This window comes from Citrobacter sp. wls706 (assembly GCF_005281305.1).
Lineage (GTDB): Bacteria > Pseudomonadota > Gammaproteobacteria > Enterobacterales > Enterobacteriaceae > Citrobacter > Citrobacter werkmanii.
In genome coordinates this window covers 106,496-129,300 of record NZ_SZXG01000032.1, presented here as the reverse complement: position 1 = coordinate 129,300, position 22,805 = coordinate 106,496, and the positions used below count along the sequence as shown (strand labels likewise).

Below are 22,805 nucleotides of genomic sequence, written 5' to 3'. Positions count from 1 at the left end.
ACTGCTTACACTTAGGTGTTTGTCATCGCTTACTTTTTGGCGTTATATGATGGATAATGCCGGGATACAGAGAGACCCGACTCTTTTAATCTTTCAAGGAGCAAAGAATGCTGATTCTGACTCGTCGAGTTGGTGAGACCCTCATGATAGGCGATGAGGTCACCGTGACAGTTTTAGGGGTGAAGGGCAACCAGGTACGCATTGGCGTAAACGCCCCGAAAGAAGTTTCTGTCCATCGTGAAGAGATCTACCAGCGTATCCAGGCTGAAAAATCCCAGCAGTCCAGTTACTAAGGTTTTCGCGTCTCACCTTTCTGGTGAGGCGCAACCTGATTGAGTTGTCTTCTTTCTTCGCTTTTCTGCTTCATTCCCTCGTTTTCTCGTTTCCCATACGCATATTGTCATTCCCGGCGATTTTTCTGTTTCTTCATTGCCGGCAGGAAACTGCCAATTTATCTGTTGATAAAACACTCTTTTTGCCGTTTTTGCAGACTAATTGCGCGTGAAATGTGCAAACGATAAAAGCTCTGGAAAAATTGTTTGACTTATAAGTCCCAGAAAGTAATATGTGCGCCACGCAGCGACGATGAGCAGAAACAAGTTCTTCGAAGCACTCGCAAGAGGCGTGTTGGTGAGGTGGCCGAGAGGCTGAAGGCGCTCCCCTGCTAAGGGAGTATGCGGTCAAAAGCTGCATCCGGGGTTCGAATCCCCGCCTCACCGCCATTTGCATCCGTAGCTCAGCTGGATAGAGTACTCGGCTACGAACCGAGCGGTCGGAGGTTCGAATCCTCCCGGATGCACCATCTTCTCTGCAATAGTGCATTAGCGTTGTTACAGAAAATCGATATCGCTTTAGCAGTGGTATCAAATCTGCAGTAAAGTAAGTTTCCCGATGCATCCGTAGCTCAGCTGGATAGAGTACTCGGCTACGAACCGAGCGGTCGGAGGTTCGAATCCTCCCGGATGCACCATCTTCTCTGCAATAGTGCATTAGCGTTGTTACAGAAAATCGATATCGCTTTAGCAGTGGTATCAAATCTGCAGTAAAGTAAGTTTCCCGATGCATCCGTAGCTCAGCTGGATAGAGTACTCGGCTACGAACCGAGCGGTCGGAGGTTCGAATCCTCCCGGATGCACCATCTTCTCTGCAATAGTGCATTAGCGTTGTTACAGAAAATCGATATCGCTTTAGCAGTGGTATCAAATCTGCAGTAAAGTAAGTTTCCCGATGCATCCGTAGCTCAGCTGGATAGAGTACTCGGCTACGAACCGAGCGGTCGGAGGTTCGAATCCTCCCGGATGCACCATCTTCTCTGCAATAGTGCATTAGCGTTGTTACAGAAAATCGATATCGCTTTAGCAGTGGTATCAAATCTGCAGTAAAGTAAGTTTCCCGATGCATCCGTAGCTCAGCTGGATAGAGTACTCGGCTACGAACCGAGCGGTCGGAGGTTCGAATCCTCCCGGATGCACCATCTTCTCCTAAATAATAGCGAAACTGTTATTTCACGGTCTGCGAGATAATCGCCAGCACCAGGGAGGATAACGTTGCTTCAGCAACGGCCCGTAGGGCGAACACTAGTGAGTAATCCTCCCGGATGCACCATCTCCCACTTGAATTATTTCCACATACTCTCTGAACATCCCTCAATTCGCTGTCAGCGACAAAATCAATCAATTACGATAAAATAACGTCTGGTCATTCGGCTTGTGAGAAGACGATGTACGAACGTTATGCGGGTTTGATTTTTGATATGGATGGCACCATCCTGGATACCGAACCTACGCACCGTAAGGCGTGGCATGAGGTATTGGGCCATTATGGGCTAAGGTTTGATGAACAAGCCATGGTCGCCCTCAATGGTTCCCCAACGTGGCGTATTGCCCAGTCGGTTATTGAATTGAATCATGCCGATCTTGACCCTCATGTTTTGGCACGAGAAAAAACGGACAAGGTAAAAAGCATGCTGCTGGATAGCGTCCAGCCTTTACCGTTGGTTGAAGTGGTGAAAGACTGGTATGGTCGCCGTCCTATGTCGGTAGGGACGGGGAGTGAAAGCGCAATTGCAGAGGCTCTGCTCGCTCACCTTGGTCTGCGTCGCTATTTTGATGCTGTGGTTGCTGCCGATCACGTACAACGCCATAAGCCTGCTCCTGATACGTTCTTGCTCTGTGCTGAGCGAATGGGGGTTGTTCCGGCGCGCTGCGTCGTGTTTGAAGATGCCGATTTTGGACTGCAGGCGGCGAACGCAGCGGGGATGGACGCCGTGGATGTTCGGTTATTGTGAGTGATGGACTATCGCTCCTGTCACTGTTTGCCAGCAGTTTTCTCAGCGCCACGCTATTACCCGGCAATTCTGAAGTTGTTCTGGTTGCCTTGCTGGTTTCTGGGGCCAGTCATCCCTGGGTCTTAGTCTTAACAGCAACAATGGGTAATAGCCTTGGAGGGTTAACTAACGTTATCCTTGGGCGTTTCTTTCCATTGCGTAAAACATCGCGCTGGCAAGAGAAAGCCACTGGTTGGCTGCGGCGCTATGGCGCTGTCACACTATTATTAAGCTGGATGCCGGTTGTGGGTGATTTACTGTGCCTGTTAGCTGGATGGATGCGCATCTCGTGGGGCCCAGTTCTCTTTTTCTTATGCCTTGGCAAGGCGTTGCGCTATGTTGTTGTCGCAGCGGTTACGACGCAAGGCATTATGTGGTGGCACTAATTGTGTTGTGAGATAGCCTTCAGGGTAACCAATACCATTATGCTAATTAAAACGATTTTGACAGGCGGGAGGTCAATTTGATCCCGAACGTATCACAGGCGCTGGCCTGGCTGGAAAACCATCCTCAGGCGTTAAAGGGGATTCAACGTGGGCTGGAGCGTGAAACGCTGCGCGTTAATGCTGATGGGTCATTGGCAACGACAGGCCATCCTGAGGTGTTAGGCTCAGCGCTAACACATAAGTGGATAACCACGGACTTTGCCGAAGCGCTGCTGGAGTTTATTACTCCACCTGGCGACGATATTCATAAAATGCTGACGTTCATGCGCGACCTGCATCGTTATACCGCCAGAAACCTGGGTGACGAGCGTATGTGGCCGTTGAGCATGCCTTGCTATATTGCCGAAGGTCAGGATATTGAGTTGGCTCAGTACGGTACGTCGAATACCGGTCGTTTGAAAACTCTTTATCGTGAAGGCCTCAAAAACCGTTACGGCGCGTTGATGCAGACCATCTCCGGCGTACACTACAACTTCTCGCTGCCGATGGCTTTCTGGCAGGCGAAATGCGGCGTAACGGACGGCGAAGATGCTAAAGAGAAGATCTCTGCGGGTTACTTCCGCCTGATCCGCAACTATTACCGTTTTGGTTGGGTGATCCCGTATCTGTTTGGCGCCTCTCCGGCTATTTGTTCTTCCTTCCTGCAAGGAAAACCGACCACCCTGCCGTTTGAAAAAACCGACTGTGGGATGTATTACCTGCCGTACGCGACGTCGCTGCGTTTGAGCGATTTGGGCTATACCAATAAGTCGCAAAGTAATCTCGGAATTACGTTTAACGATTTGCATGAGTATGTGGCAGGATTAAAGCGCGCGATCAAAACCCCTTCCGAGGAGTACGCGGCGATCGGTCTGGAGAAGGACGGTAAGCGTCTGCAAATTAACAGCAACGTTTTGCAGATTGAAAATGAACTGTATGCGCCTATTCGTCCAAAACGCGTTACTCGTCGTGGTGAAACACCTTCTGACGCGCTTCTGCGTGGCGGTATTGAGTACATCGAAGTACGTTCACTGGATATTAACCCGTTCTCACCAATCGGCGTAGACGAGCAACAGGTGCGCTTCCTCGATCTGTTTATGGTCTGGTGCGCATTGGCCGATGCGCCGGAAATGAGTAGCGATGAGCTGTTATGTACGCGTACTAACTGGAATCGCGTTATTCTGGAAGGGCGTAAGCCTGGCCTGACCTTAGGCATTGGCTGTGAGGCAGCGCAGTTCCCGCTGCCGAAGGTAGGTAAAGATCTGTTCCGCGATCTGAAACGCGTGGCACAAACGCTGGACAGCATCGATGGGGGAGAGGAGTATCAGAAGGTCTGTGATGAACTGGTTGCCTGTTTTGACAATCCTGAACTGACTTTCTCTGCCCGGATCCTACGGTCTATGATTGATGAAGGCATTGGCGGTACGGGGAAAGCGTTGGGTGAGGCTTACCGCAATCTGCTGCGCGAAGAGCCGTTGCAGATCGTGCAGGAAGAAGAGTTTATTGCTGAAACCGAAGCTTCAAAGCGTCGTCAGCAGGAGATCGAAGCGGCTGATACCGAGCCGTTTAGCGTGTGGCTGGAAAAGCACGCTTGATACAAAAGAAAAAGGCCACTCGGGAGTGGCCAAAATTTCATCTCTGAAAACAGGGATGATGATAACAAATGCGCGTCTTTCATATACTCAGACTCGCCCCGGAACAAAGAGTTCAGATTATTTTTAAAAAATTTATCGGAGGTGGCTAAATGCCGTTGTTAGATAGTTTTACTGTCGATCACACCCGGATGGAAGCTCCCGCGGTCCGGGTTGCAAAAACGATGAACACCCCGCATGGCGACGCAATCACCGTGTTTGATCTGCGTTTCTGCATTCCGAACAAAGAAGTGATGCCTGAGAAAGGTATCCACACGCTGGAACACCTGTTTGCAGGTTTTATGCGTAACCACCTCAACGGTAACGGCGTTGAGATTATTGATATCTCTCCGATGGGATGCCGCACTGGCTTCTACATGAGTCTGATTGGTACCCCGGACGAGCAGCGTGTTGCCGACGCGTGGAAAGCGGCGATGGCTGACGTACTGAAAGTGCAGGATCAAAACCAGATCCCTGAGCTGAACATTTACCAGTGCGGCACGTATCAGATGCACTCGCTCAGTGAAGCGCAGGACATTGCCCGTCATATCCTTGAGCACGATGTGCGCGTGAACAGCAATGAAGAGCTGGCGCTGCCGAAAGAGAAGTTGCAGGAGCTGCATATTTAGTTGTCATGCAGGAACGCATCTAATCTGGCTGACAAATAATAGGCGCCAGCCGGTATAAAAAAGCCAGTTCATTTGAACTGGCTTTTTTGATCAATGCGCGCCGCCGCCACCGCCGCCTGCACCAAACGGTGGTTTAGCGAACCAGACAAGACCAAGCAGCACCAGGAAGATCCCCGCCGACATCCAGAAGATTTCGTTTGCGGAAATGATCAGCCCTTGATTGGTTATCTGTTGGGCCAGCCAGCCAGAGGCTTGCTCCTTGCTCATCCCTAATCCCTGCAGCTGGTTATACATAGCCTGTGCATTTGGGTTGTAGGGGTTAACAGACTCCGTTAACTGCGCATGGTGTAGCGACTCACGGTTAGTCCACATTGTCGTGGTAATGGAAGTCCCGATAGAACCTGCCAGCGTTCGCGTAAAGTTAGACAAGCTGGACGCCGCCGCCAGACGTTCAGGCGGTAAACCGGACAGCGTAATGGTTGTCAGCGGCATAAAGAAGCAGGCTACCGCGAAGCCCTGAATAAACTGCGGCCAGGCCGATGCGCCAAAGTCCATACCCGGCTCGAACGTCCACGCACGCCAGTAGAAACAGACGGCGTACATAATAAAACTGAACGTGACCAGCCGACGCATATCCAGCTTATGCGCGAAGCGACCGATTATCGGCGACAGGATCACCGGGATCACCCCAACCGGCGCGGAGGCCAGACCGGCCCAGGTTGCCGTATATCCGTAAACCTCCTGCAATAGCTGCGGCAGCAGGACGATTGCGCCGAAGTAGAGCATATAGGCCAGACTGATACACAAGCAGCCGATGGTAAAGTTTCGCGACTTAAACAGCGAGAGGTCGACAATCGGATGCTCGTCGGTAAGCTCCCAGACGATCAGGAAGCTGATAGCGACAACGGCGACCACCGTCAGGATGATAATCTCCTGTGAGGCAAACCAGTCCAGCTCTTTGCCGCGGTCGAGCATAATCTGCAAGCTACCGATACCAATGACCAGCAATGCCAGACCAATGGCGTCAATGCGTCGCTGCTCGGTTTTGGTTTCTCGTCCGCGTAGAGTTTGCAGGGTCATCAATACCACCGCCGCGCCGATTGGCACGTTGATGAAGAATATCCAACCCCAGTGATAGTTGTCGCTAATATAGCCCCCAAGAATCGGGCCGCATATTGGGGCGACAATCACCGTCATCGACCATAGCGCGAGGGCGATGGAACGCTTGGCGGGAGGATAATTATTCAGCAACAGGCTTTGCGAAAGCGGAATTAATGGACCGGCGACAATCCCTTGTACCACGCGGAAGAAAATCAGCATGTTCAGGCTGTTGGACATACCGCACGCCCACGACGCAATGGCGAAAGCGATAGTCGACCACATAAATAGCTTCACTTCGCCAACGCGCTTTGCCAGCCAGCCGGTGATCGGAATAGAGATAGCGTTCGCCACCCCAAAAGAGGTGATCACCCAGGTCCCCTGGCTCAGCGAAGAGCCCAGGTTCCCGGCGATAGTGGGGATCGCCACGTTAGCAATGGTGGAGTCCAGCACCTGCATGAATGTCGCCATAGACAGCGCGATCGTCATAATGACGAGCTGCGCGCCTTCCAGCGGTTTTTGCTGTTGCATCACACGCACCTTTGAATTAGCCCGCGTTGGCCCGCACGATCTCTTCGATCATCTTATTGACCGGATCAAGGTTGATTTCACGTGCATTACTTTCTGATACCGGTGTGGTACGGACCTGGCTTGCCAGAATTTGTCCGTCGCGATTTGAGGTATCTACCGTAACCAGCGTGGACAAACCGATCCGCAGCGGATGCTGCGCCAGTTGCTGCGCATCCAGTTCGATACGTACCGGCAGACGCTGGACGACTTTGATCCAGTTACCGGTTGCGTTTTGCGCAGGCAGGAGAGAAAAGGCGCTGCCCGTACCCATATCCAGGCCAACAATTTTACCGGTGTATTTCACGTCATCGCCGTAAATATCACTGATAACCGTCGCAGGCTGGCCGATACGCATGTGCGCAAGCTGCGTTTCTTTAAAGTTGGCATCGACCCACAGGTTGGTGGCCGGAACAACCGCCATCAGCGGCGTGGTTGGGCTGATTTGCGCGCCAGGCTGGACGGAACGACGGGAAACATAGCCGGTCATTGGACTGACGATTCTGGTACGTTCCAGGGCCAGCCAGGCGTTGCGCACTTCGGTAGCGGCCTGTTGTACAGCAGGCTGATCTTCCAGCTTGCTGCCGAGAATCATCGCCTGGTTAGCATTATATTGTTGGATTGCGACATCAAGCTGCGCCTGAGCGCTGGCAACGGCATCACGCGCATGTTGCAGTTCTTCGCGGCCAATCAGGTTCGCATTGCCCAGCGGTACGCGACGATTAAAATCGCTTTGCGCCTGTGCCAGAGCGGTTTTCTGCACTTCAATGCTTGCCTGTAACTGCTTGCTGTTGATCATCAGCTGGTGCGTCTGACGCACGCTGGAAGCCAATGCCGTTTTGGCTTTTTCAAATGCCTGCTTAGCATCCGTCTGATCGAGGGTAACCAGCACATCGCCTTGTTTAACAAAGTCAGTGTTATCAGCCCAGACTTTCGTCACGCTGCCTGATACCTGCGCCATGATTTGAACCTGGTTCCCTGCCACGTACGCATCGTCCGTCTCTTCGACATGACGCAGTACTAAAAACCAATAAATCCCATATGCCACGGCAATGATAATAAAGAGCAAGGTCAGAAGGAGCAGCGCATTTTTACGTTTGCCATTCTTCTTAACCGGTTGCTGCGGGGTTTGAGTCTCCGCATTTGCGCTCATGTTGTTCTCCACGATCTTATTTTTTTCACATCGGCTGAGCCGACCTGTTCATCAGAAAGGCCAGCAGTATGCGTGCTGGCCTGTCGGTTTTCATTTATAAATCTGGATTTCTGAGCGAGTCGGCGCGTTAGCGCAGCGCTTCTAATACCGTGCCATCCTGCTCCATCTGATCAAGACGGGTCAGAAGTTTACGGGTGATTTGCTCAAGCTGATCTTTTTCGGTGGTGCTGAGAGATGACCAGAGTTGATGCAGGCAGTTGTGCTGAGGTGGTAAAACCTCTTGCAAAAAAGCATGGCCTTTTTCGGTCAATTGCAGATGCAGACAGCGGCGATCGTTATCGCTTTCGCGACGTTCAATCCAGCCACGTTTTTCTAACTCATCCGCAATGCGGGTAGCGTTAGTCCGTGACGAGCCAAGCGCGCAACTCAGTTCAGAAGGCTGAATACTGTGGTTTTCCTGAGACTCCAGCGTAATCAACGCCATAAACAATGTCTCGTTAATCCCTTGAGCTTTCAGCATCTTATTGCGATTTTCCAGCAGCTTGCCTTGCATGTGCATGCAAAGACGAGTCAGAAGCACTTCCTGATAAGGGAACTCTTCGTAGCGGCTGGCGCGAAATTTTAGCATTTGTTCAATGGGCGTAAACGAACTATCCATTTGGGTATAACCTCATTAATTTCAGCCGATATAGTAACGACAGTGACAAATAAAGTAAATGTATTATTTATTTAAAATGATTGTTTTTATCTATAAGCCAACCAGCATTTTCCAGGCTAATCCGTAGCCCAGAGCACTCAGTAAGGTCGGAATGATGATGCTGCGGGTCTTATAGAAGCTTGCGCCCAGTATGACAAACCCCACCAGCGTAGGCACGAACCGGCGAGCATCGTGCATCACTTCTGGCGCGGTAGACACCACCAACAGGGCGCAAATTGATGCAATGCCAATGGTGTCGAGTAATATGCCCGTCGCGCCGCGTCTTGTCGGGCGAACATTCCCCACCCCAAGACGGAGCGGTAAATAGCGAAAGCAGTAATTCACGCAGCCGACCAGCAGGCCGAGCAGTAAAACTTCATAGCTCATCCGGTCCTCCCTGCCAAAATGACTGGAGCAACGCGGTCAGGCATCCGCAGACGATGCCCAAAAGGATGGCGGCAGGGATAGAAAAGAGTATTACCCCCGCCAGCGCGCCAGCCAGTGCGGCAGTCACGCAGAGCGCCTGTTGACGCTGGAAAGAGGCGAGCAGGAAACTCATAAATAGCGCCGGAAGCATGAAGCCCAGTGCCGCTTCAACCGCGGGATAATCTTTGAGTAAACCACTACCGGAAAACGCGCCGACCACCGTGCCGAATACCCAGGAAGCCCAGGAACATAGCGCAATGCCAATCATCCAGTTTTCACTCCAGCGCCGATTATCCCGTACCAGTTTAGCCGTTGCGGCGGCAAAGACTTCATCGGTGAGGCCAAAGGCCCACAGCGCGCTTTTGGGTTTGTTCAGTCGCTGTGTGATACGGCTGCGCAGGGAGGGACCGTATAAAACATGGCGGACATCCATAGCCATAACGGTCAGTGCGGCGACCCACAGAGAACTGCCTGCGGCAAGCATGGTGGTAATGACAAACTGGCTGGCCCCCGCATAAATAATGCAGGAGAAAAAGACGCTTTCGACCGGCGTAAAGCCAAGGCGAGTAGCATTGAGACCAAATGCAAAAGCGACCGGAATATAGCTGATAACTATCGGTAGACTGTCTTTGCATCCTTCCGTTAACGTCGCCGAACGGGATCCGGACTGGGGTATAGGGCTTTCCATAGGGTTATAGGTTTCATTACCGAAATTAATATAACTTGGTTCAATGAGTTATAACCTTAGCAGACTGATGGGCTCCTTAACACCCTGTGGAGCCCAATCAGCGGTAAACAAGCGCTATACGCTTAATTTACGGCTTCCTGACGGTGAAAACCTCGCCACCAGACCAACAGGTTGAGTACGGCAACGGTCGTACCCGCCAGACAAACGCCAGCCCAACCGGCATGCTGCCAGGCGGAAGCGGAAATCAACGAACCAGCGGCACCGCCAATAAAATAGCTGGTCATGTAGCCGGCGGTCAGACGGTTACGTGCATCCGGATGAATACGATAGATAACCGTCTGGTTCGTGATATGCACCCCCTGAACGGTGAGATCCAGAATCAGGATGCCGATAATCAGCATCGGCACCGAAGTATGCCCGAGCCAGATAGCCAGCCACGAGAGCAACAGTAACAACAGGCCAACGGTAGTGGTGAGATGTGATTTTCCTTTATCGGCAAAGCCACCCGCCGGGCGCGCGCCTAACGCACCAGCCGCCCCCGCCAGACCGAACAGACCGATCATCCCCTCTGAATAGTTAAACGGCGGCGCGGCGAGCAAAAATGCCATTGAGGTCCACAGAATGCTGAAGTTGGCAAAGGTCAGACAGCCCAGCATCGCGCGGGTACGCAGCAGTTTATCGTGGATAAACAGGCTGAATACGGAGCCTAACAGTTGCGGATAGTTAAGATGGGTATCTGATTTCATCTTCGGCAGACCGCGCCACAGCGCAATTGCCATCAACGCCATCAGTATCGATGCCACCCAAAATACGGTGCGCCAACCGCCAAGGTTCGCCAGTAATCCCGCTACGGTACGCGCCAGCAGAATCCCCAGCAACAGACCGCTCATAATCGTCCCGACGACTTTCCCGCGCTTGTCCGGGGTGGCAAGCGTTGCCGCCAGTGGAACCAGGATCTGCGCCACTACCGAGAACAGTCCGGTCAGGGCGGTGCCGAGGATCAGCATGCCCAACGACTGGCTACTGGCGGTAATCAGCATGCCGCCAGCCGCCAGCAGCGTCATGGAAACAATCAACATCCGGCGTTCAAACATGTCGCCAAGCGGTACCAGGAATAGCAGACCTGCGGCATAGCCGAGCTGGGCCGCGGTGACGATAAATCCCGCTGTACTGGCTGACAGTGAGAAGTTGCGGGCGATGGTGTCGAGCAGTGGTTGCGCGTAATAGTTACTGGCGACGGCAAGGCCGGTGGCGATAGACATTAACAGGATCAGCGAAGGGCTAAGTCCCTGAGTGGTTTTCGTCATGGTTTTCAACTGAATAATGGGTTGCAGAAAACAATCATAACGGAAGTGATTAACTGTTGCTGATTTGTTGGGTGATGGATTGTGCGGTTTAGGGGGATAGAGGGAAACTGGCCGGATAAGCGTTAGCGTATCCGGCATTCAGTCGATGTTATTTCTGCGCAGCCAGCGCTTCGTTTACCCAGCCGTCGAACTGCTGCTGGTGGGCTTTGATCCAGCCGTCTACGTGACCCTGAACATCGGCTTCAGACGCTTTACCGTCATGCATCATCGCGTTCTGTGCGTTGATATCCGCCAACGGTAATTTCATGATAGCGAACAGTTTCGCTGCCGCTGGGTTTTTCTCCGCCCAGGCTTTGTTGGCGACGATGTGCATGGTGTTCACCGGGAAACCGTAGTTTGCACCGTTTGGCAGTTTGGTATCGATATCTTTCTGCTCACCCGGCAGGGAAGAGAATGGTACCTGCAACCAGACCACATCTTTGCCCGGCTTCATCACGTCGCTGACCCAGTACGGAGTCCAGGTGTAGTAGAGGATCGGTTTGCCTTCTTTAAAGCGGGTGATGGTGTCTGCCATCATCGCCGCATAGTTACCGTGGCTGACCTCGACCGTTTTTTCCAGATCGAAGGCTTTGTTCTGGTGGTTGATCACCGCTTCACAACCCCAGCCAGGAGAACAGCCCATCATATCGGCTTTTCCGTCACCGTTGGTGTCAAAAATTTTGGCAATCTTGGGATCTTTTAACTGGGCGATGTTGGTGATTTTGTACTGCTCAGCGGTTTTTTTGTCGATCAGATAACCCTGTGCAGCACCCGTAACGAATACCCCCTCGCGATAAAACTTTTTGTCTCCGCCTGCCGCGGCGTACATATCATCATGCAGCGGCTGCCAGTTCACGGCGGTAAAAGTTGCATCGCCAGAGGCAATGGAGGTATAGCCGACGTTGTAGTCAACTTCGCTGGTTTTGTTAACGGTGTAACCCAGTTTCTCCAGCGCGCGGGCGACCAGTTGCGTCTGGAAGGATTCTTCAGAGATAGTGCTCTGGATTGGCTGTACGGTGATGCCTTTGCCCGGCAGGTCGGCAGCGAAAGCGCTGGTGGAGACAAGGGTAGCAAACGCTGTGGCAAAAAGTACGATATGTCGCATCGTTGTTCCTTATTACACTTCATCCTGAATGATTTTGTGCAAGTTAATGAATTGTAGGCCCGGTAAGCAATGCGCTACCGGGCAACGGGTGTATTACTTCGTGAAAGGGCGAGTGATAAGCCCAACGGGACCGGTGGTGTACCAGCGACGGTTACCCCGGCTACGCGAATCGCGACCAACGGCCTGCGTCAGGCGATCCAGGATGATGGCGAGGATCACAATCCCAACGCCACCAACCGTGGCTAATCCCATATCCAGACGACCAATTCCTCGCAGAACCATCTGACCCAATCCGCCAACGGCAATCATCGAGGCGATGACCACCATCGAGAGCGCCAGCATCAGCGTTTGGTTAACCCCGGCCATAATGGTGGGCATCGCCAGCGGGAGCTGCACTTTAAACAGCATTTGACGTGGGCTGGCGCCAAACGAGCGCGAGGCTTCAATCAGGTCGGCCGGCACCTGGTTAATCCCCAGAATGGTCAGACGGACGATTGGCGGCAGGGCGAAGATAATCGTCACCACTACGCCAGGGACGTTACCAATACCGAACAGCATGACAATCGGCACCAAATACACGAAGGCGGGGGTGGTTTGCATCGCATCCAGCAGCGGACGAACAATCTTTGCCGCCCGAGGGCTGCGCGCCAACCAGATGCCCATCGGCAGACCGATTACCACACAGAACAGTAATGCGGTCAGCACCAGCGCCAGCGTGATCATCGCTTGCGACCACGCGCCAATGGCGCCGATAGCAATCAACGAAATCAGCGTCGCGACCCCCATTCCAACGCCGGAAATCTGCCAGGCGATCAGGGCGAACAGAATAATCGCCACGGGGGCAGGCATACCCAACAGCATTTGCTGGAAGCCGTTGAGAATGTAATCCACCGGTACACGGATGCCCTGGAAGACCGGACGAAAATGGGTAACCACCCAGTCGATCCCCTCGGTGACCCAACTGTCCAATGGGATCAGCGTCTTATGGAACGGATCCATAATGTTGAAATGCTCTGGTGCCGGCGTGGGCGCGCTGGTCAGCCAGTCTGCGCTACCGCCGTCAGTAGGCGCGGCGGATGGTGTGCTCCACGCATCGGCGGTTTGGGCGGCGCTATCGGCCGCTGGTGTGGTATCCCACGGATTAGTTTGATCAGCCATTGTTTGCCCCCTCACGATCTAAAGCCTGTAACAGCATGCGTTTTGAAATGACGCCCACATACTGCTGTTCCTCGTCAACAACCGGTACCGCACACGGTGCCTGGCCGACATGAGAAAGCAACTCGCTGAGAGGAGTTTGTGCATCGACAGCCAGCGGTTCATTGATCAACGCCGCTTCAATACCTTGCGCCTGACTAAGCGCGGTTTTTAGTGAGTCGATCGAGACGACGCCGACGAATTTATTGCCACGTTCGATCACGTAGCCATATTCGCGATCTTTGTCCTGCAATAATTGCAGCGCCGAACGAGGGCCTACGCCTGGTGTTTTACGAATTAAACCTTCGGGGCTACGGCGGGAAATATCTTTTGCGCTGAACACCTGGCTAATATCAACGCCGCGGAAGAAGGTGCGTACATAATCATTCGCCGGATTATTTAGGATTTCATCCGGTGTACCGACCTGTACCACTTCACCGTTTTGCATAATGGCAATTCTGTCGCCAATACGCATAGCTTCGTCGAGATCATGGGAAATAAAGACCACCGTACGTTGATGCTTCGCCTGGAGTTTTACCAGTTCATCCTGCATCTCGGTGCGAATTAATGGATCGAGGGCTGAGAAGGCCTCATCCATTAATAAGATGTCAGGGTTAATGGCTAATGCGCGGGCGAGACCTACACGCTGACGCATCCCCCCGGAAAGTTCATCCGGGTAAGCGTGAGCGTAATTCTCCAGACCAACCTGACGTAGAGCATCCAGCGCCTTTTCGCGACGTTCATCCGCGGCGACGCCGGCTAATTCCATGCCGAATGCCGTATTGTCCAGCACAGTCATATGCGGCATCAGGGCAAAGGACTGAAAGACCATCGCAATCTTTTTTCTGCGCACCTCGCGGAGTTCGGCATCGGAGATCCGGGCGATATCTACGCCGTCGATCAGTACCTGTCCGCGGGTGGGTTCAATCAGGCGATTGAGAAGGCGTACCATTGTGGATTTACCCGAGCCGGATAATCCCATGATGACAAATATCTCGCCTTCTTCAATGGCCAGACTGGCGTCTTTAACGCCAAGCGATAGCCCTGTTTTATCCAGAATTTGCTCTTTGGTAAGTCCTTTTTCAATATATTTGAACGCTCTCTGAGGATGCTCGCCAAATATCTTATAGAGGTTCTTCACTTCTAATTTAATTGCCATGCAATAGAATGATTCCTGTTATTTGTTTATATCGATATATTACCTGATGGAAATAGTGACCTTTTTCTACCCTAACATACTGAGAATCTGAGACAACCCTGAATTTAGTTGTGGCATGAATATTGCCGAAGCTGAGGTGGCGGGACTTCCCGTGATATAAGGGCTGAGCGCGAATACGAGTAGACTGATATTTTTTGTAAATGCCAATGAAAAGGCGCCTGAATTGATGGAATGCAGGCGAATAATGCGGCTGATATTGAGTGTAGATCACACAATTATATTTGCACGATAAAAGTGTGATCCTGTTAAAATATTTCCGCGAAAAATGTACGGTATTTCCCGTGAAAATGAGAGTTAAAAATTCCAGTCGTCGTCTTCAGTTTCGACCGCTTTGCCCATTACATAAGATGAGCCAGAACCTGAGAAGAAATCGTGGTTTTCGTCTGCGTTGGGCGACAGCGCGGCAAGGATTGCCGGGTTAACCTCCGCCATCTCTGGCGGGAATAACGCCTCATAACCCAAATTCATTAATGCCTTATTGGCGTTGTAACAGAGGAAGGCTTTGACGTCATCCACCCAACCGGTTTCTGCATACAATTCTTCCGTATAACGCGCTTCGTTATCATACAGTTCCATGAGCAGGTCGAGGGCAAAATTCTTTAACTCCTCGCGTGCGGATTCAGAAATATACTCCAGGCCTTTTTGAAATTTATAACCAATGTAATACCCGTGGACCGCTTCATCACGAATGATCAGACGAATGAGATCGGCGGTATTCGTCAGTTTGCCGCGGCTGGAGAAATACATCGGCAACCAGAAGCCGGAATAGAACAGGAAGGATTCCAGAAACACGCTGGCAATTTTCTTCCGCAACGGATTATCGCTGGCGTAATGGGCCAGAATAATCTGCGCCTTACGTTGGAGCGGATTATTTTCCTCACTCCAGGCGTAAGCTGCATCCACATCTTTGGTCTGGCAAAGCGTGGAGAAAATAGAGCTGTATGAGCGGGCGTGAACGGCTTCCATAAAGCTGATATTCGACAGCACCGCTTCTTCGTGTGGTGTTAATGAATCCGCCATTAGCGCTGGCGCACCGGCAACATTCTGAATGGTGTCGAGTAGCGTTAGCCCGGTAAAAACGCGGATAGTTAACTGCTGCTCGGCAGCGTTCAACGTTTGCCAGGACGGGACGTCGTTAGAGAGCGGGACTTTTTCCGGTAGCCAGAAGTTACTGGTCAGGCGATTCCATACTTCAAGGTCTTTATCATCTTCAATCTTGTTCCAGTTGATGGCGCTCACGCGGGATAATGTCATGATCTCCTCCTTACAGCGCGCATGACACGCAACCTTCGATTTCGGTCCCTTCCAGCGCCAACTGACGCAGTCGGATGTAGTACAGCGATTTGATGCCCTTACGCCAGGCGTAGATCTGCGCTTTGTTGATATCGCGGGTAGTGGCGGTATCGGGGAAAAAGAGCGTCAGCGACAGTCCCTGATCGACATGGCGCGTCGCTTCTGCATAGGTATCAATGATCTTTTGTGGGCCAATCTCGTAGGCATCCTGATACAAGGCCAGATTGTCATTGGTCATAAAAGGAGCAGGGTAGTAAACGCGCCCGGTTTTGCCCTCTTTGCGAATTTCCACTTTTGACACGATTGGGTGAATACTGGACGTCGCATGGTTGATGTAGGAAATAGAGCCGGTTGGCGGAACTGCCTGTAAATTCTGGTTATAAATGCCGTAGCGCATCACATCTTCACGCAGTTGCGACCACATCTCACGCGTCGGCAGCGTAATGCCGTTGGCGGCATACAGCGCGCGAACTTTGTCGGTTTTTGGCTGCCAGTCACCCTGCAGATACTGGCTAAAATACTCGCCGCTGGCATAGCGAGACTGCCTGAATCCGGCAAAGGCTTTACCACGCTCGCGGGCGAGCTTCATTGACGTATTCAGCGCATGCCAGGTGATGGTGTAAAAGTAGATATTGGTGAAATCCAGCCCTTCCGGCGAGCCGTAGGCGATGCCTTCCCGCGCCAGATATCCGTGCAGGTTCATCTGACCAAGACCAATCGCGTGCGATGCGCTGTTTCCGGCTGCAATCGAGGGTACGCTGCGAATATGACTCATGTCCGAAACGGCGGTTAAGCCGCGAACCGCCGTTTCCACGGTACGACCAAAATCCGGGGAATCCATGGTATGGGCGATATTCAGCGAGCCGAGGTTGCAGGAGATATCGTGTCCGGTCTGCGCGTAGTTGAGATTTTCATCGTAGGTGGAGGCGCTGTTAACCTGCAAAATTTCGGAGCACAGATTGCTCATGTTAATACGACCGGCAATCGGATTGGCGCGATTCACCGTATCTTCAAACATGATGTAAGGGTAGCCGGACTCAAACTGGATCTCAGCCAGCCGCTGGAAGAAATCGCGGGCGTTAATGTATTTTTTACGCACACGTTCATCGGCAAGCAGTTCGTCATAGCGTTCACTGACGGCGATATCGCCGAACGCTTTGCCGTAAATGCGTTCCACGTCATAGGGTGAGAACAGCGCCATGTCGGCATTCTCTTTGGCCAGTTTAAAGGTGATATCCGGGATCACCACGCCAAGCGACAGGGTTTTGATACGGATTTTCTCGTCGGCGTTTTCACGTTTGGTATCCAGAAAACGTAAAATATCCGGATGGTGTGCGTGCAGGTACACTGCGCCCGCACCCTGACGCGCGCCGAGTTGATTGGCATAAGAAAACGCATCTTCCAGCATTTTCATTACCGGGATTACGCCGGAGGACTGATTCTCAATGCGTTTAATCGGCGCACCTGCTTCGCGCAGGTTAGAGAGCAAAAACGCCACGCCGCCACCGCGCTTGGAAAGTTGCAGCGCAGAGTTAACCGCCCGGCCAATGGACTCCATGTTGTCTTCAATGCGTAACAGGAAGCAGGAAACCAGCTCCCCGCGCTGCTGTTTGCCGCAGTTTAAGAAGGTTGGCGTGGCGGGCTGAAAGCGCCCGGAGAGCATTTCATCGGTAAGCTGCATGGCGAGCGTTTCATCTCCCTGCGCCAGCGTGAGCGCCACCATCGTTACCCGATCCTCAAAATCTTCGAGATAACGCTTACCATCAAATGTTTTCAGCGTATAGCTGGTATAGAACTTCCACGCACCGAGGAACGTCTGGAACCGGAATCCGCTGGCGTGAGCGTGGGCAAAGAGCTTTATCACAAACGCGCGATCGTAACGAGCTAACACGCTGGCATCGTAATAGCCTTCATCTATCAATGTTTCCAGGCGCTTCTGCGGGCTGGCAAACGCTACCGAGTTGGGGCGGACATGCGTGGCCAAAAAAACCTCTACCGCCTGGTGGTCTTTGTCGAACTGAATACGCCCGGCCTGATCGTACAGATTCAGCATGGCGTTCAGGGCGTGATAATCCAGCGTGGGCTGGGTTATGCGTTCTGCGGTTGTCGTTGCCAAAATTCACTCACTCCTTGTCGAACGTTGTCGATATCGCTTTGGGTGCCCATCAGCTCGAAGCGGTAGAGCCACGGCACGCCGCATTTTTGTGAGATGACCTCACCCGCGCGACCATAGGCGTCACCGAAATTGCGATTGCCGGAGGCAATCACCCCACGGATTAACGCGCGGTTGTGCGGATCGTTTAAAAAGCGGATCACCTGTCTCGGAACCGCACCCGCCGTTCCGCCGCCACCGTAGGACGGCACGATTAAAATGTAAGGTTCGTCTACCCGCATCCGCTCGCGTTCGTTAAGCGGAATGCGGATGGCAGGCAGCCCCAGACGCTGGATAAAGCGGTGTGTATTTTCGGAGCTGCTGGAGAAGTAGACGAGCTGGCTCATGCGCTGACCATATGGGGTTGTGGACGCAGACGGTTGATCATGTCCGGGCGAAACCCGGACCAACTGGTTTCCCCGGCGACGACGACCGGTAACTGACGAAAGCCTTGATCGCGCAGGCTGTCAGCCATATCGGGCTGCAAATCAATATTTACCATCTCAAAGTCAAACCCACGGCTTTCCATTGCCCGCTTAGTGGCGTGGCACTGAACACAGTTATTACGAGTGTAAATAACAATACGCATGATTCGTATTTCCATTTATGGGTAAAAGATCGACGCGATTGATAGCGTCGGATTGTAGGTGTCTTGATAGAAATGATACTAGATGTAGTTTTAAAAAGATTCAACCATACAAGATATGGGAATTTTAGATTGATGAAGGGGAAAGTGATGAGCGTGACGGGGGAAGGGATATGTAGCATGACGGGGTGTCGGAGGACGACGCGTCGCGTCTTATCCGGCCTACAGGGGAACACATCGTAGGTCGGATAAGGCATTTATACTGCCATCCGGCAGGGCAGAATTACATGCGCATCCCAACCGCCAGGCGGTTGAAGCAATTCATTAGGCTGATGGCAAACGTCAGATCGCTGATTTCTTTGGCGCTAAAATGGTCAAGCAACGGCAGATAAACATCATCTTCCGCGTGGGTGCTGGCGATATGAGTGACTGATTCGGCCCACGCCAGCGCCGCACGTTCCTGCTCACTGAAATGGTGGCTCACTCGCCAACCTGCCAGCGCGTCAAGTTTGGCCTGCGCAACGCCTGCTTTGCGCAGCGCCTTACTGTGCATTTCCAGGCAAAATGCGCAGCCGTTGATTTGCGAGACCCGCAGGTACAGCAGTTCCGTCAGCGTAGGTTCCAGCGCGCAATTTTCCAGCGCTTTGCTGGCCTGAACCAGAGCGTTATAAATTTCAGGACTGAGTTCATAATAGGGCTGGCGTAACATTGTCATGGTATCTCTCCTCGTTTGGATAACCCGCAATGTAGCACTATAATGGACTGCTACAGAGAGCCATATTGTTGCAAAAAAAGCAGACCATAAATGCCGCGCTATCAACAAATCGCCCGCCAGTTAAAAAATGCCATTGAGACCGGTGAACTCAAACCAGGCACAAGATTGCCCTCAAGCCGGACGTGGTCCCAGGAACTTGGGGTTTCGCGTTCGACGGTGGAACATGCCTATTCCGAGCTGGTGGCGCAGGGCTGGCTGGCTCGACGTGGGCAGGCGGGAACTTTTGTCAGCGAGCAATTGCGACCAGAGACCGCGCCTACGGCTCCCACTATCTTCGCAGGAGAAAATCCCAGACCACAACCTTTTCAGATGGGGTTACCCGCACTCGATCTCTTCCCGCGTGAAGTCTGGGCGCGGGTGATGGGCCGACGTTTGCGCACCCAAACGCGTTTTGATCTGGCTGTGGGGGATGTTTGCGGCGAAAGGGGGCTGCGTCAGGCGATTGTTGATTACCTGCGCGTTTCGCGCAGCATTGAGTGCCAGCCGGAGCAGGTTTTTATCACTTCTGGCTATGCGGCATCGATGACGCTAATCCTGCGCGCGCTGTCTCAACCCGGTGAAGGGATGTGGGTCGAAGATCCCGGCTTTCCGTTGATCAGACCGGTGGTGGCTCAGGAGCGAATTGCGCTGATGCCGGTTCCTGTTGATGCCAATGGTTTGGATGTTTGCGCTGGGATCCGAGATTACCCGCAGGCGCGCTTTGTTTTGCTTACACCCGCGCATCAAAGCCCGCTGGGAGTGGCCCTTTCATTGGAGCGTCGTCATCAGTTGCTGGAGTGGGCGGCCCGCACGCAGGCATGGATTATCGAAGATGACTATGACAGTGAATTTCGCTACCACGGTAAACCGTTGCCGCCGTTAAAAAGTCTGGATGCGCCGCAGCGGGTGATTTATGCCGGAACGTTCAGTAAATCAATGTTTCCTGCTCTGCGCACGGCATGGCTGGTGGTGCCCATGACTCAGGTCGAACATTTTCGCCAGCAGGTGGCGCTAGCGGCCTGTAGCGTTCCGGTTTTATGGCAACAAACGTTGGCGGATTTTATGCGTGAGGGGCACTTCTGGCGGCACTTAAAACGCATGCGTCAACATTATGCCCAGCGACGTCAGTGGATGGAAAGTGCCCTGACCGAACACGGTTTTAGCGTGCTCCCGCAAGAGGGTGGGATTCAACTGGTGATGAGTGTAGACGCAGACGATGTTGCGTTAGTCCGTAAAGCGAATCGGGCAGGTCTGGCTGTACAAGCCTTGAGCCAGTGGCGTATAACGCCGAACGGACAAGGGGGAATATTATTGTCATTTACCAATATTAGCTCAGCGGAAATGGCGCTGCAGGCGGCATATCAATTGCGGCAGGCGCTGACGTAAATCTGCACGGTTCTTAAGATATTCGTCCCACCGTCTTCACTCGTTTATGGACTTTTCTGAAAGCGTTGCTAATGCTGAATCAGGTAAGGTAAGCCCGCAGTAAAAGATAACGAGGAAAATAATATGTATTTACGACCTGATGAGGTGGCGCGCGTACTTGAAAAAGTGGGCTTTACCGTTGATGTAGTGACGCCGAAAACGTACGGCTATCGACGTGGTGAAAATTATGTGTACGTTAACCGGGAAGCACGTATGGGACGTACCGCCTTAGTCATCCATCCCACGCTTAAAGAGCGCAGCTCTTCACTGGCGGAACCTGCGACAGACATTAAAACCTGCGATCACTACCAGCAATTCCCGTTGTATTTAGCCGGAGAGAACCATGAGCATTATGGTATTCCTCACGGCTTTAGTTCACGTATTGCACTTGAGCGTTATCTGAGTGGGTTATTTGGCGACGTTAACGCTAACTAATAACGGAGAGGCGTGTCAGGCTTTAGCCTGGTGATAGCTGCTGACCTTAAACAGGCGGCGGCAATAATCAAGGAAGTAGCCGTATACTGCGCCCATCAGCATCGATACCACGATGTTCGAACTTACCGCAGCCGTAATCTGGTGCCAGTCCGCGCCAACCGTCAACAGAATAATCACGTAAACCGGCGACTGGAAGGTGACATAAGCCAGCACGTCCGCCAGGTTTTTTGCCCATCCAGCCTGCGTGGCTTTACGTGCCGCGCGCATAAACAAATCACGGTACATGCCGTATGGCCAGGCGATCAGAATATTGACAGGGATGGCCACCAGTCTGGAGTACAGTGACTGTTCAAAGCTCATTCCAGAAAGGAATATCTCGATCAACATGTTCACGACAGAACAATAAACAACCATCGCGAACGTGTCTGCTACAGCATGACGCAAGCGTGACTGCGGAGAGAACATGTTAATGCTCCTTGTAAAAAGGGGAAAAAAGGTTTTGAATACCTTTGATGATAGTGATTTGTCTTGCTGCTTTCGCGTTTCAATAGGATATCTGCCTGGATAATAACTAGCAACTAGCTTAAAATTTTTATTTATTGTCTTTTTGTCGATAAAATGCTCTGTATTGGTTTGATTTTTGTTCGTTTTGGTGTTTTCGTTGTTTAGCTAATTAAAAGTATTTTATATCAATAAGTTATGGAGACTTGTTTTTCTGAATTTTTTGCGCTCCTTTTCTGAAAGTTGACTGATGTTCAGAATGTGCGCGTGCCGGTCCCGGACAATAAAGTGATGTGTTTATCAGACGATGTGCTGAGACGTTATGCGAGTATATTTACAGTGACTATCCAGGGAATATAAAATATTTGATGTCAGGTTTCAGGATAGCCATTTAAATAACGGGAATGGCTATTTGTTTAATAATCTGTGAAAAAATTAGACTGGAAAAATAATAATCAGTTGCATACAATATTTGGCGTGATACCATTTTTACGTTAAAGAGGTTTTGTTAATATGAGTTCAATGTTAAAAAACTTAAATAATATCCGCTCGCTGCGTGTAATGGCGCGTGAATTTTCCGTTGATGTACTCGAAGATATGCTCGAAAAATTCAGAGTAGTAACCAAAGAACGCCGCGATGAAGAAGAACAGATTCAGCGCCAACGTGCAGAACAGCAGGAAAAAATTAATAATTTGCTGGCCCTGATGCAGGCAGATGGGATCAATCCGGAAGAGTTGCTGAGTATGACGCCAGCGACGTCGCGGGCAGCCAAAAAACGTCAACCACGCCCGGCGAAATATCGTTTTATCGATTTCAACGGTGAAACAAAAACATGGACCGGCCAAGGCCGTACACCAAAGCCAATTGCCCAAGCGCTGGCTGCCGGTAAATCTCTTGATGACTTTTTAATCTAATTATAAATGCGGTGAGGGTGTCCTCACCGCCTGTTTTCAGCAGACGCCGAAATCACCGTCTTCGGTATATCGCGTCACGTCAGCTGCTTTCAGTGTGAATTTTTCACCGCTTTCATTACTGGCTTGTACCGCCACAATTTGATCTTCGTTGACTTCGACAACTTTCAGTTTAGGCCCGCCCATGCGTGGTTGAACCAGATCGCCAGGTTTAAACATATTGCGCTCCTTTATTTATTGCAC

The 22,805-nt window shown here is 51.7% G+C and carries 24 protein-coding genes and 6 tRNA genes; 14 read left to right on the top strand and 16 right to left on the bottom strand.

Features of this window, described 5'->3' with window-relative positions; translation table 11 throughout:
* The first annotated feature begins 107 nt into the window (after nt 1-107).
* The 11 genes from csrA (at nt 108) to luxS (ending at nt 5,011) form a co-directional block, all read left to right on the top strand.
* A complete protein-coding gene (gene csrA / locus FDW92_RS13955; protein ID WP_000906486.1) occupies nt 108-293 on the top strand; it encodes a carbon storage regulator CsrA in 186 nt (61 codons plus the stop codon).
* A 336-nt stretch (nt 294-629) separates the two neighbouring features.
* Nucleotides 630-722: transfer RNA gene (locus FDW92_RS13950), tRNA-Ser, on the top strand.
* 3 nt (nt 723-725) lie between these two features.
* Nucleotides 726-802: transfer RNA gene (locus tag FDW92_RS13945), tRNA-Arg, on the top strand.
* A 91-nt stretch (nt 803-893) separates the two neighbouring features.
* A tRNA-Arg gene (locus tag FDW92_RS13940) sits at nt 894-970 on the top strand.
* 91 nt (nt 971-1,061) lie between these two features.
* Nucleotides 1,062-1,138: transfer RNA gene (locus FDW92_RS13935), tRNA-Arg, on the top strand.
* A gap of 91 nt (nt 1,139-1,229) precedes the next feature.
* Nucleotides 1,230-1,306, top strand: a tRNA-Arg gene (locus tag FDW92_RS13930).
* 91 nt (nt 1,307-1,397) lie between these two features.
* Nucleotides 1,398-1,474: transfer RNA gene (locus FDW92_RS13925), tRNA-Arg, on the top strand.
* Nucleotides 1,475-1,720: 246 nt separating this feature from the next.
* Nucleotides 1,721-2,287, top strand: coding sequence for a fructose-1-phosphate/6-phosphogluconate phosphatase (gene yqaB, locus FDW92_RS13920; protein ID WP_042313099.1), 567 nt, complete (start codon nt 1,721-1,723; stop codon nt 2,285-2,287).
* A complete protein-coding gene (locus FDW92_RS13915; RefSeq protein ID WP_042313100.1) occupies nt 2,284-2,712 on the top strand; it encodes a YqaA family protein in 429 nt (142 codons plus the stop codon). The genes yqaB and FDW92_RS13915 overlap by 4 nt, the downstream gene beginning before the upstream one ends.
* A gap of 77 nt (nt 2,713-2,789) precedes the next feature.
* Nucleotides 2,790-4,346, top strand: a complete 1,557-nt coding sequence (gshA, locus tag FDW92_RS13910) for a glutamate--cysteine ligase (protein WP_042313103.1) — start codon at nt 2,790-2,792, stop codon at nt 4,344-4,346.
* Between the two features lie 149 nt (nt 4,347-4,495).
* A complete protein-coding gene (gene luxS, locus FDW92_RS13905; protein WP_006687194.1) occupies nt 4,496-5,011 on the top strand; it encodes an S-ribosylhomocysteine lyase in 516 nt (171 codons plus the stop codon).
* A 90-nt stretch (nt 5,012-5,101) separates the two neighbouring features.
* On the opposite strand, the gene emrB is transcribed toward luxS, so the two are convergent.
* From emrB to FDW92_RS13835, 14 genes are all read right to left on the bottom strand, one after another.
* Nucleotides 5,102-6,640, bottom strand: a complete 1,539-nt coding sequence (gene emrB, locus FDW92_RS13900) for a multidrug efflux MFS transporter permease subunit EmrB (RefSeq protein WP_042313106.1) — start codon at nt 6,638-6,640, stop codon at nt 5,102-5,104.
* A gap of 16 nt (nt 6,641-6,656) precedes the next feature.
* A complete protein-coding gene (gene emrA, locus FDW92_RS13895; protein WP_042313108.1) occupies nt 6,657-7,829 on the bottom strand; it encodes a multidrug efflux MFS transporter periplasmic adaptor subunit EmrA in 1,173 nt (390 codons plus the stop codon).
* A 127-nt stretch (nt 7,830-7,956) separates the two neighbouring features.
* On the bottom strand, nt 7,957-8,487 hold the full coding sequence (gene emrR / locus FDW92_RS13890) for a multidrug efflux transporter EmrAB transcriptional repressor EmrR (protein WP_042313109.1): 531 nt from the start codon (nt 8,485-8,487) through the stop codon (nt 7,957-7,959).
* Between the two features lie 90 nt (nt 8,488-8,577).
* A complete protein-coding gene (ygaH, locus tag FDW92_RS13885; protein WP_042313111.1) occupies nt 8,578-8,913 on the bottom strand; it encodes an L-valine transporter subunit YgaH in 336 nt (111 codons plus the stop codon).
* On the bottom strand, nt 8,903-9,640 hold the full coding sequence (locus tag FDW92_RS13880) for an AzlC family ABC transporter permease (RefSeq protein ID WP_042313113.1): 738 nt from the start codon (nt 9,638-9,640) through the stop codon (nt 8,903-8,905). The genes ygaH and FDW92_RS13880 overlap by 11 nt, the downstream gene beginning before the upstream one ends.
* Before the next feature lie 122 nt (nt 9,641-9,762).
* Nucleotides 9,763-10,947 carry an MFS transporter gene (locus FDW92_RS13875; RefSeq protein WP_042313311.1) on the bottom strand — a complete coding sequence of 395 codons (1,185 nt, stop codon included), beginning with the start codon at nt 10,945-10,947 and terminating at the stop codon, nt 9,763-9,765.
* A gap of 148 nt (nt 10,948-11,095) precedes the next feature.
* The gene (gene proX, locus FDW92_RS13870) at nt 11,096-12,091 is read right to left on the bottom strand and encodes a glycine betaine/L-proline ABC transporter substrate-binding protein ProX (protein ID WP_042313114.1); all 996 of its coding nucleotides are present in this window, start codon (nt 12,089-12,091) and stop codon (nt 11,096-11,098) included.
* A gap of 93 nt (nt 12,092-12,184) precedes the next feature.
* Nucleotides 12,185-13,249: a glycine betaine/L-proline ABC transporter permease ProW gene (proW, locus tag FDW92_RS13865; protein ID WP_042313117.1), complete on the bottom strand. Its 1,065-nt coding sequence runs from the start codon at nt 13,247-13,249 to the stop codon at nt 12,185-12,187.
* Nucleotides 13,242-14,444 carry a glycine betaine/L-proline ABC transporter ATP-binding protein ProV gene (gene proV, locus FDW92_RS13860; protein ID WP_042313120.1) on the bottom strand — a complete coding sequence of 401 codons (1,203 nt, stop codon included), beginning with the start codon at nt 14,442-14,444 and terminating at the stop codon, nt 13,242-13,244. The genes proW and proV overlap by 8 nt, the downstream gene beginning before the upstream one ends.
* A 354-nt stretch (nt 14,445-14,798) precedes the next feature.
* On the bottom strand, nt 14,799-15,758 hold the full coding sequence (nrdF, locus tag FDW92_RS13855; protein ID WP_042313123.1) for a class 1b ribonucleoside-diphosphate reductase subunit beta: 960 nt from the start codon (nt 15,756-15,758) through the stop codon (nt 14,799-14,801).
* Between the two features lie 10 nt (nt 15,759-15,768).
* On the bottom strand, nt 15,769-17,913 hold the full coding sequence (gene nrdE / locus FDW92_RS13850; RefSeq protein ID WP_137400644.1) for a class 1b ribonucleoside-diphosphate reductase subunit alpha: 2,145 nt from the start codon (nt 17,911-17,913) through the stop codon (nt 15,769-15,771).
* Complete coding sequence (gene nrdI / locus FDW92_RS13845) at nt 17,886-18,296, bottom strand: class Ib ribonucleoside-diphosphate reductase assembly flavoprotein NrdI (protein WP_042313128.1); 411 nt, start codon at nt 18,294-18,296, stop codon at nt 17,886-17,888. The genes nrdE and nrdI overlap by 28 nt, the downstream gene beginning before the upstream one ends.
* On the bottom strand, nt 18,293-18,538 hold the full coding sequence (gene nrdH / locus FDW92_RS13840) for a glutaredoxin-like protein NrdH (RefSeq protein WP_042313131.1): 246 nt from the start codon (nt 18,536-18,538) through the stop codon (nt 18,293-18,295). The genes nrdI and nrdH overlap by 4 nt, the downstream gene beginning before the upstream one ends.
* A 280-nt stretch (nt 18,539-18,818) precedes the next feature.
* The gene (locus FDW92_RS13835) at nt 18,819-19,250 is read right to left on the bottom strand and encodes a carboxymuconolactone decarboxylase family protein (RefSeq protein ID WP_042313134.1); all 432 of its coding nucleotides are present in this window, start codon (nt 19,248-19,250) and stop codon (nt 18,819-18,821) included.
* A gap of 90 nt (nt 19,251-19,340) precedes the next feature.
* Here FDW92_RS13835 and FDW92_RS13830 point away from each other — a divergent pair, with 90 nt between their 5' ends.
* Together FDW92_RS13830 and FDW92_RS13825 are read left to right on the top strand one after the other, a co-directional pair.
* A complete protein-coding gene (locus FDW92_RS13830; protein ID WP_042313137.1) occupies nt 19,341-20,675 on the top strand; it encodes a PLP-dependent aminotransferase family protein in 1,335 nt (444 codons plus the stop codon).
* Nucleotides 20,676-20,798: 123 nt separating this feature from the next.
* Nucleotides 20,799-21,149 carry a DUF2002 family protein gene (locus FDW92_RS13825; protein WP_042313139.1) on the top strand — a complete coding sequence of 117 codons (351 nt, stop codon included), beginning with the start codon at nt 20,799-20,801 and terminating at the stop codon, nt 21,147-21,149.
* A gap of 15 nt (nt 21,150-21,164) precedes the next feature.
* Here FDW92_RS13825 and alaE read toward each other — a convergent pair whose 3' ends face one another.
* Entirely contained in the window at nt 21,165-21,614 is a 450-nt protein-coding gene (gene alaE, locus FDW92_RS13820) for an L-alanine exporter AlaE (protein WP_003037259.1), read from the bottom strand.
* 549 nt (nt 21,615-22,163) lie between these two features.
* On the opposite strand from alaE, the gene stpA reads away from it, so the two are divergent.
* Complete coding sequence (gene stpA, locus FDW92_RS13815; protein ID WP_042313142.1) at nt 22,164-22,565, top strand: DNA-binding protein StpA; 402 nt, start codon at nt 22,164-22,166, stop codon at nt 22,563-22,565.
* Between the two features lie 36 nt (nt 22,566-22,601).
* Here stpA and FDW92_RS13810 read toward each other — a convergent pair whose 3' ends face one another.
* Entirely contained in the window at nt 22,602-22,781 is a 180-nt protein-coding gene (locus FDW92_RS13810) for a hypothetical protein (protein WP_038632960.1), read from the bottom strand.
* Between the last annotated feature and the right edge of the window lie 24 nt (nt 22,782-22,805).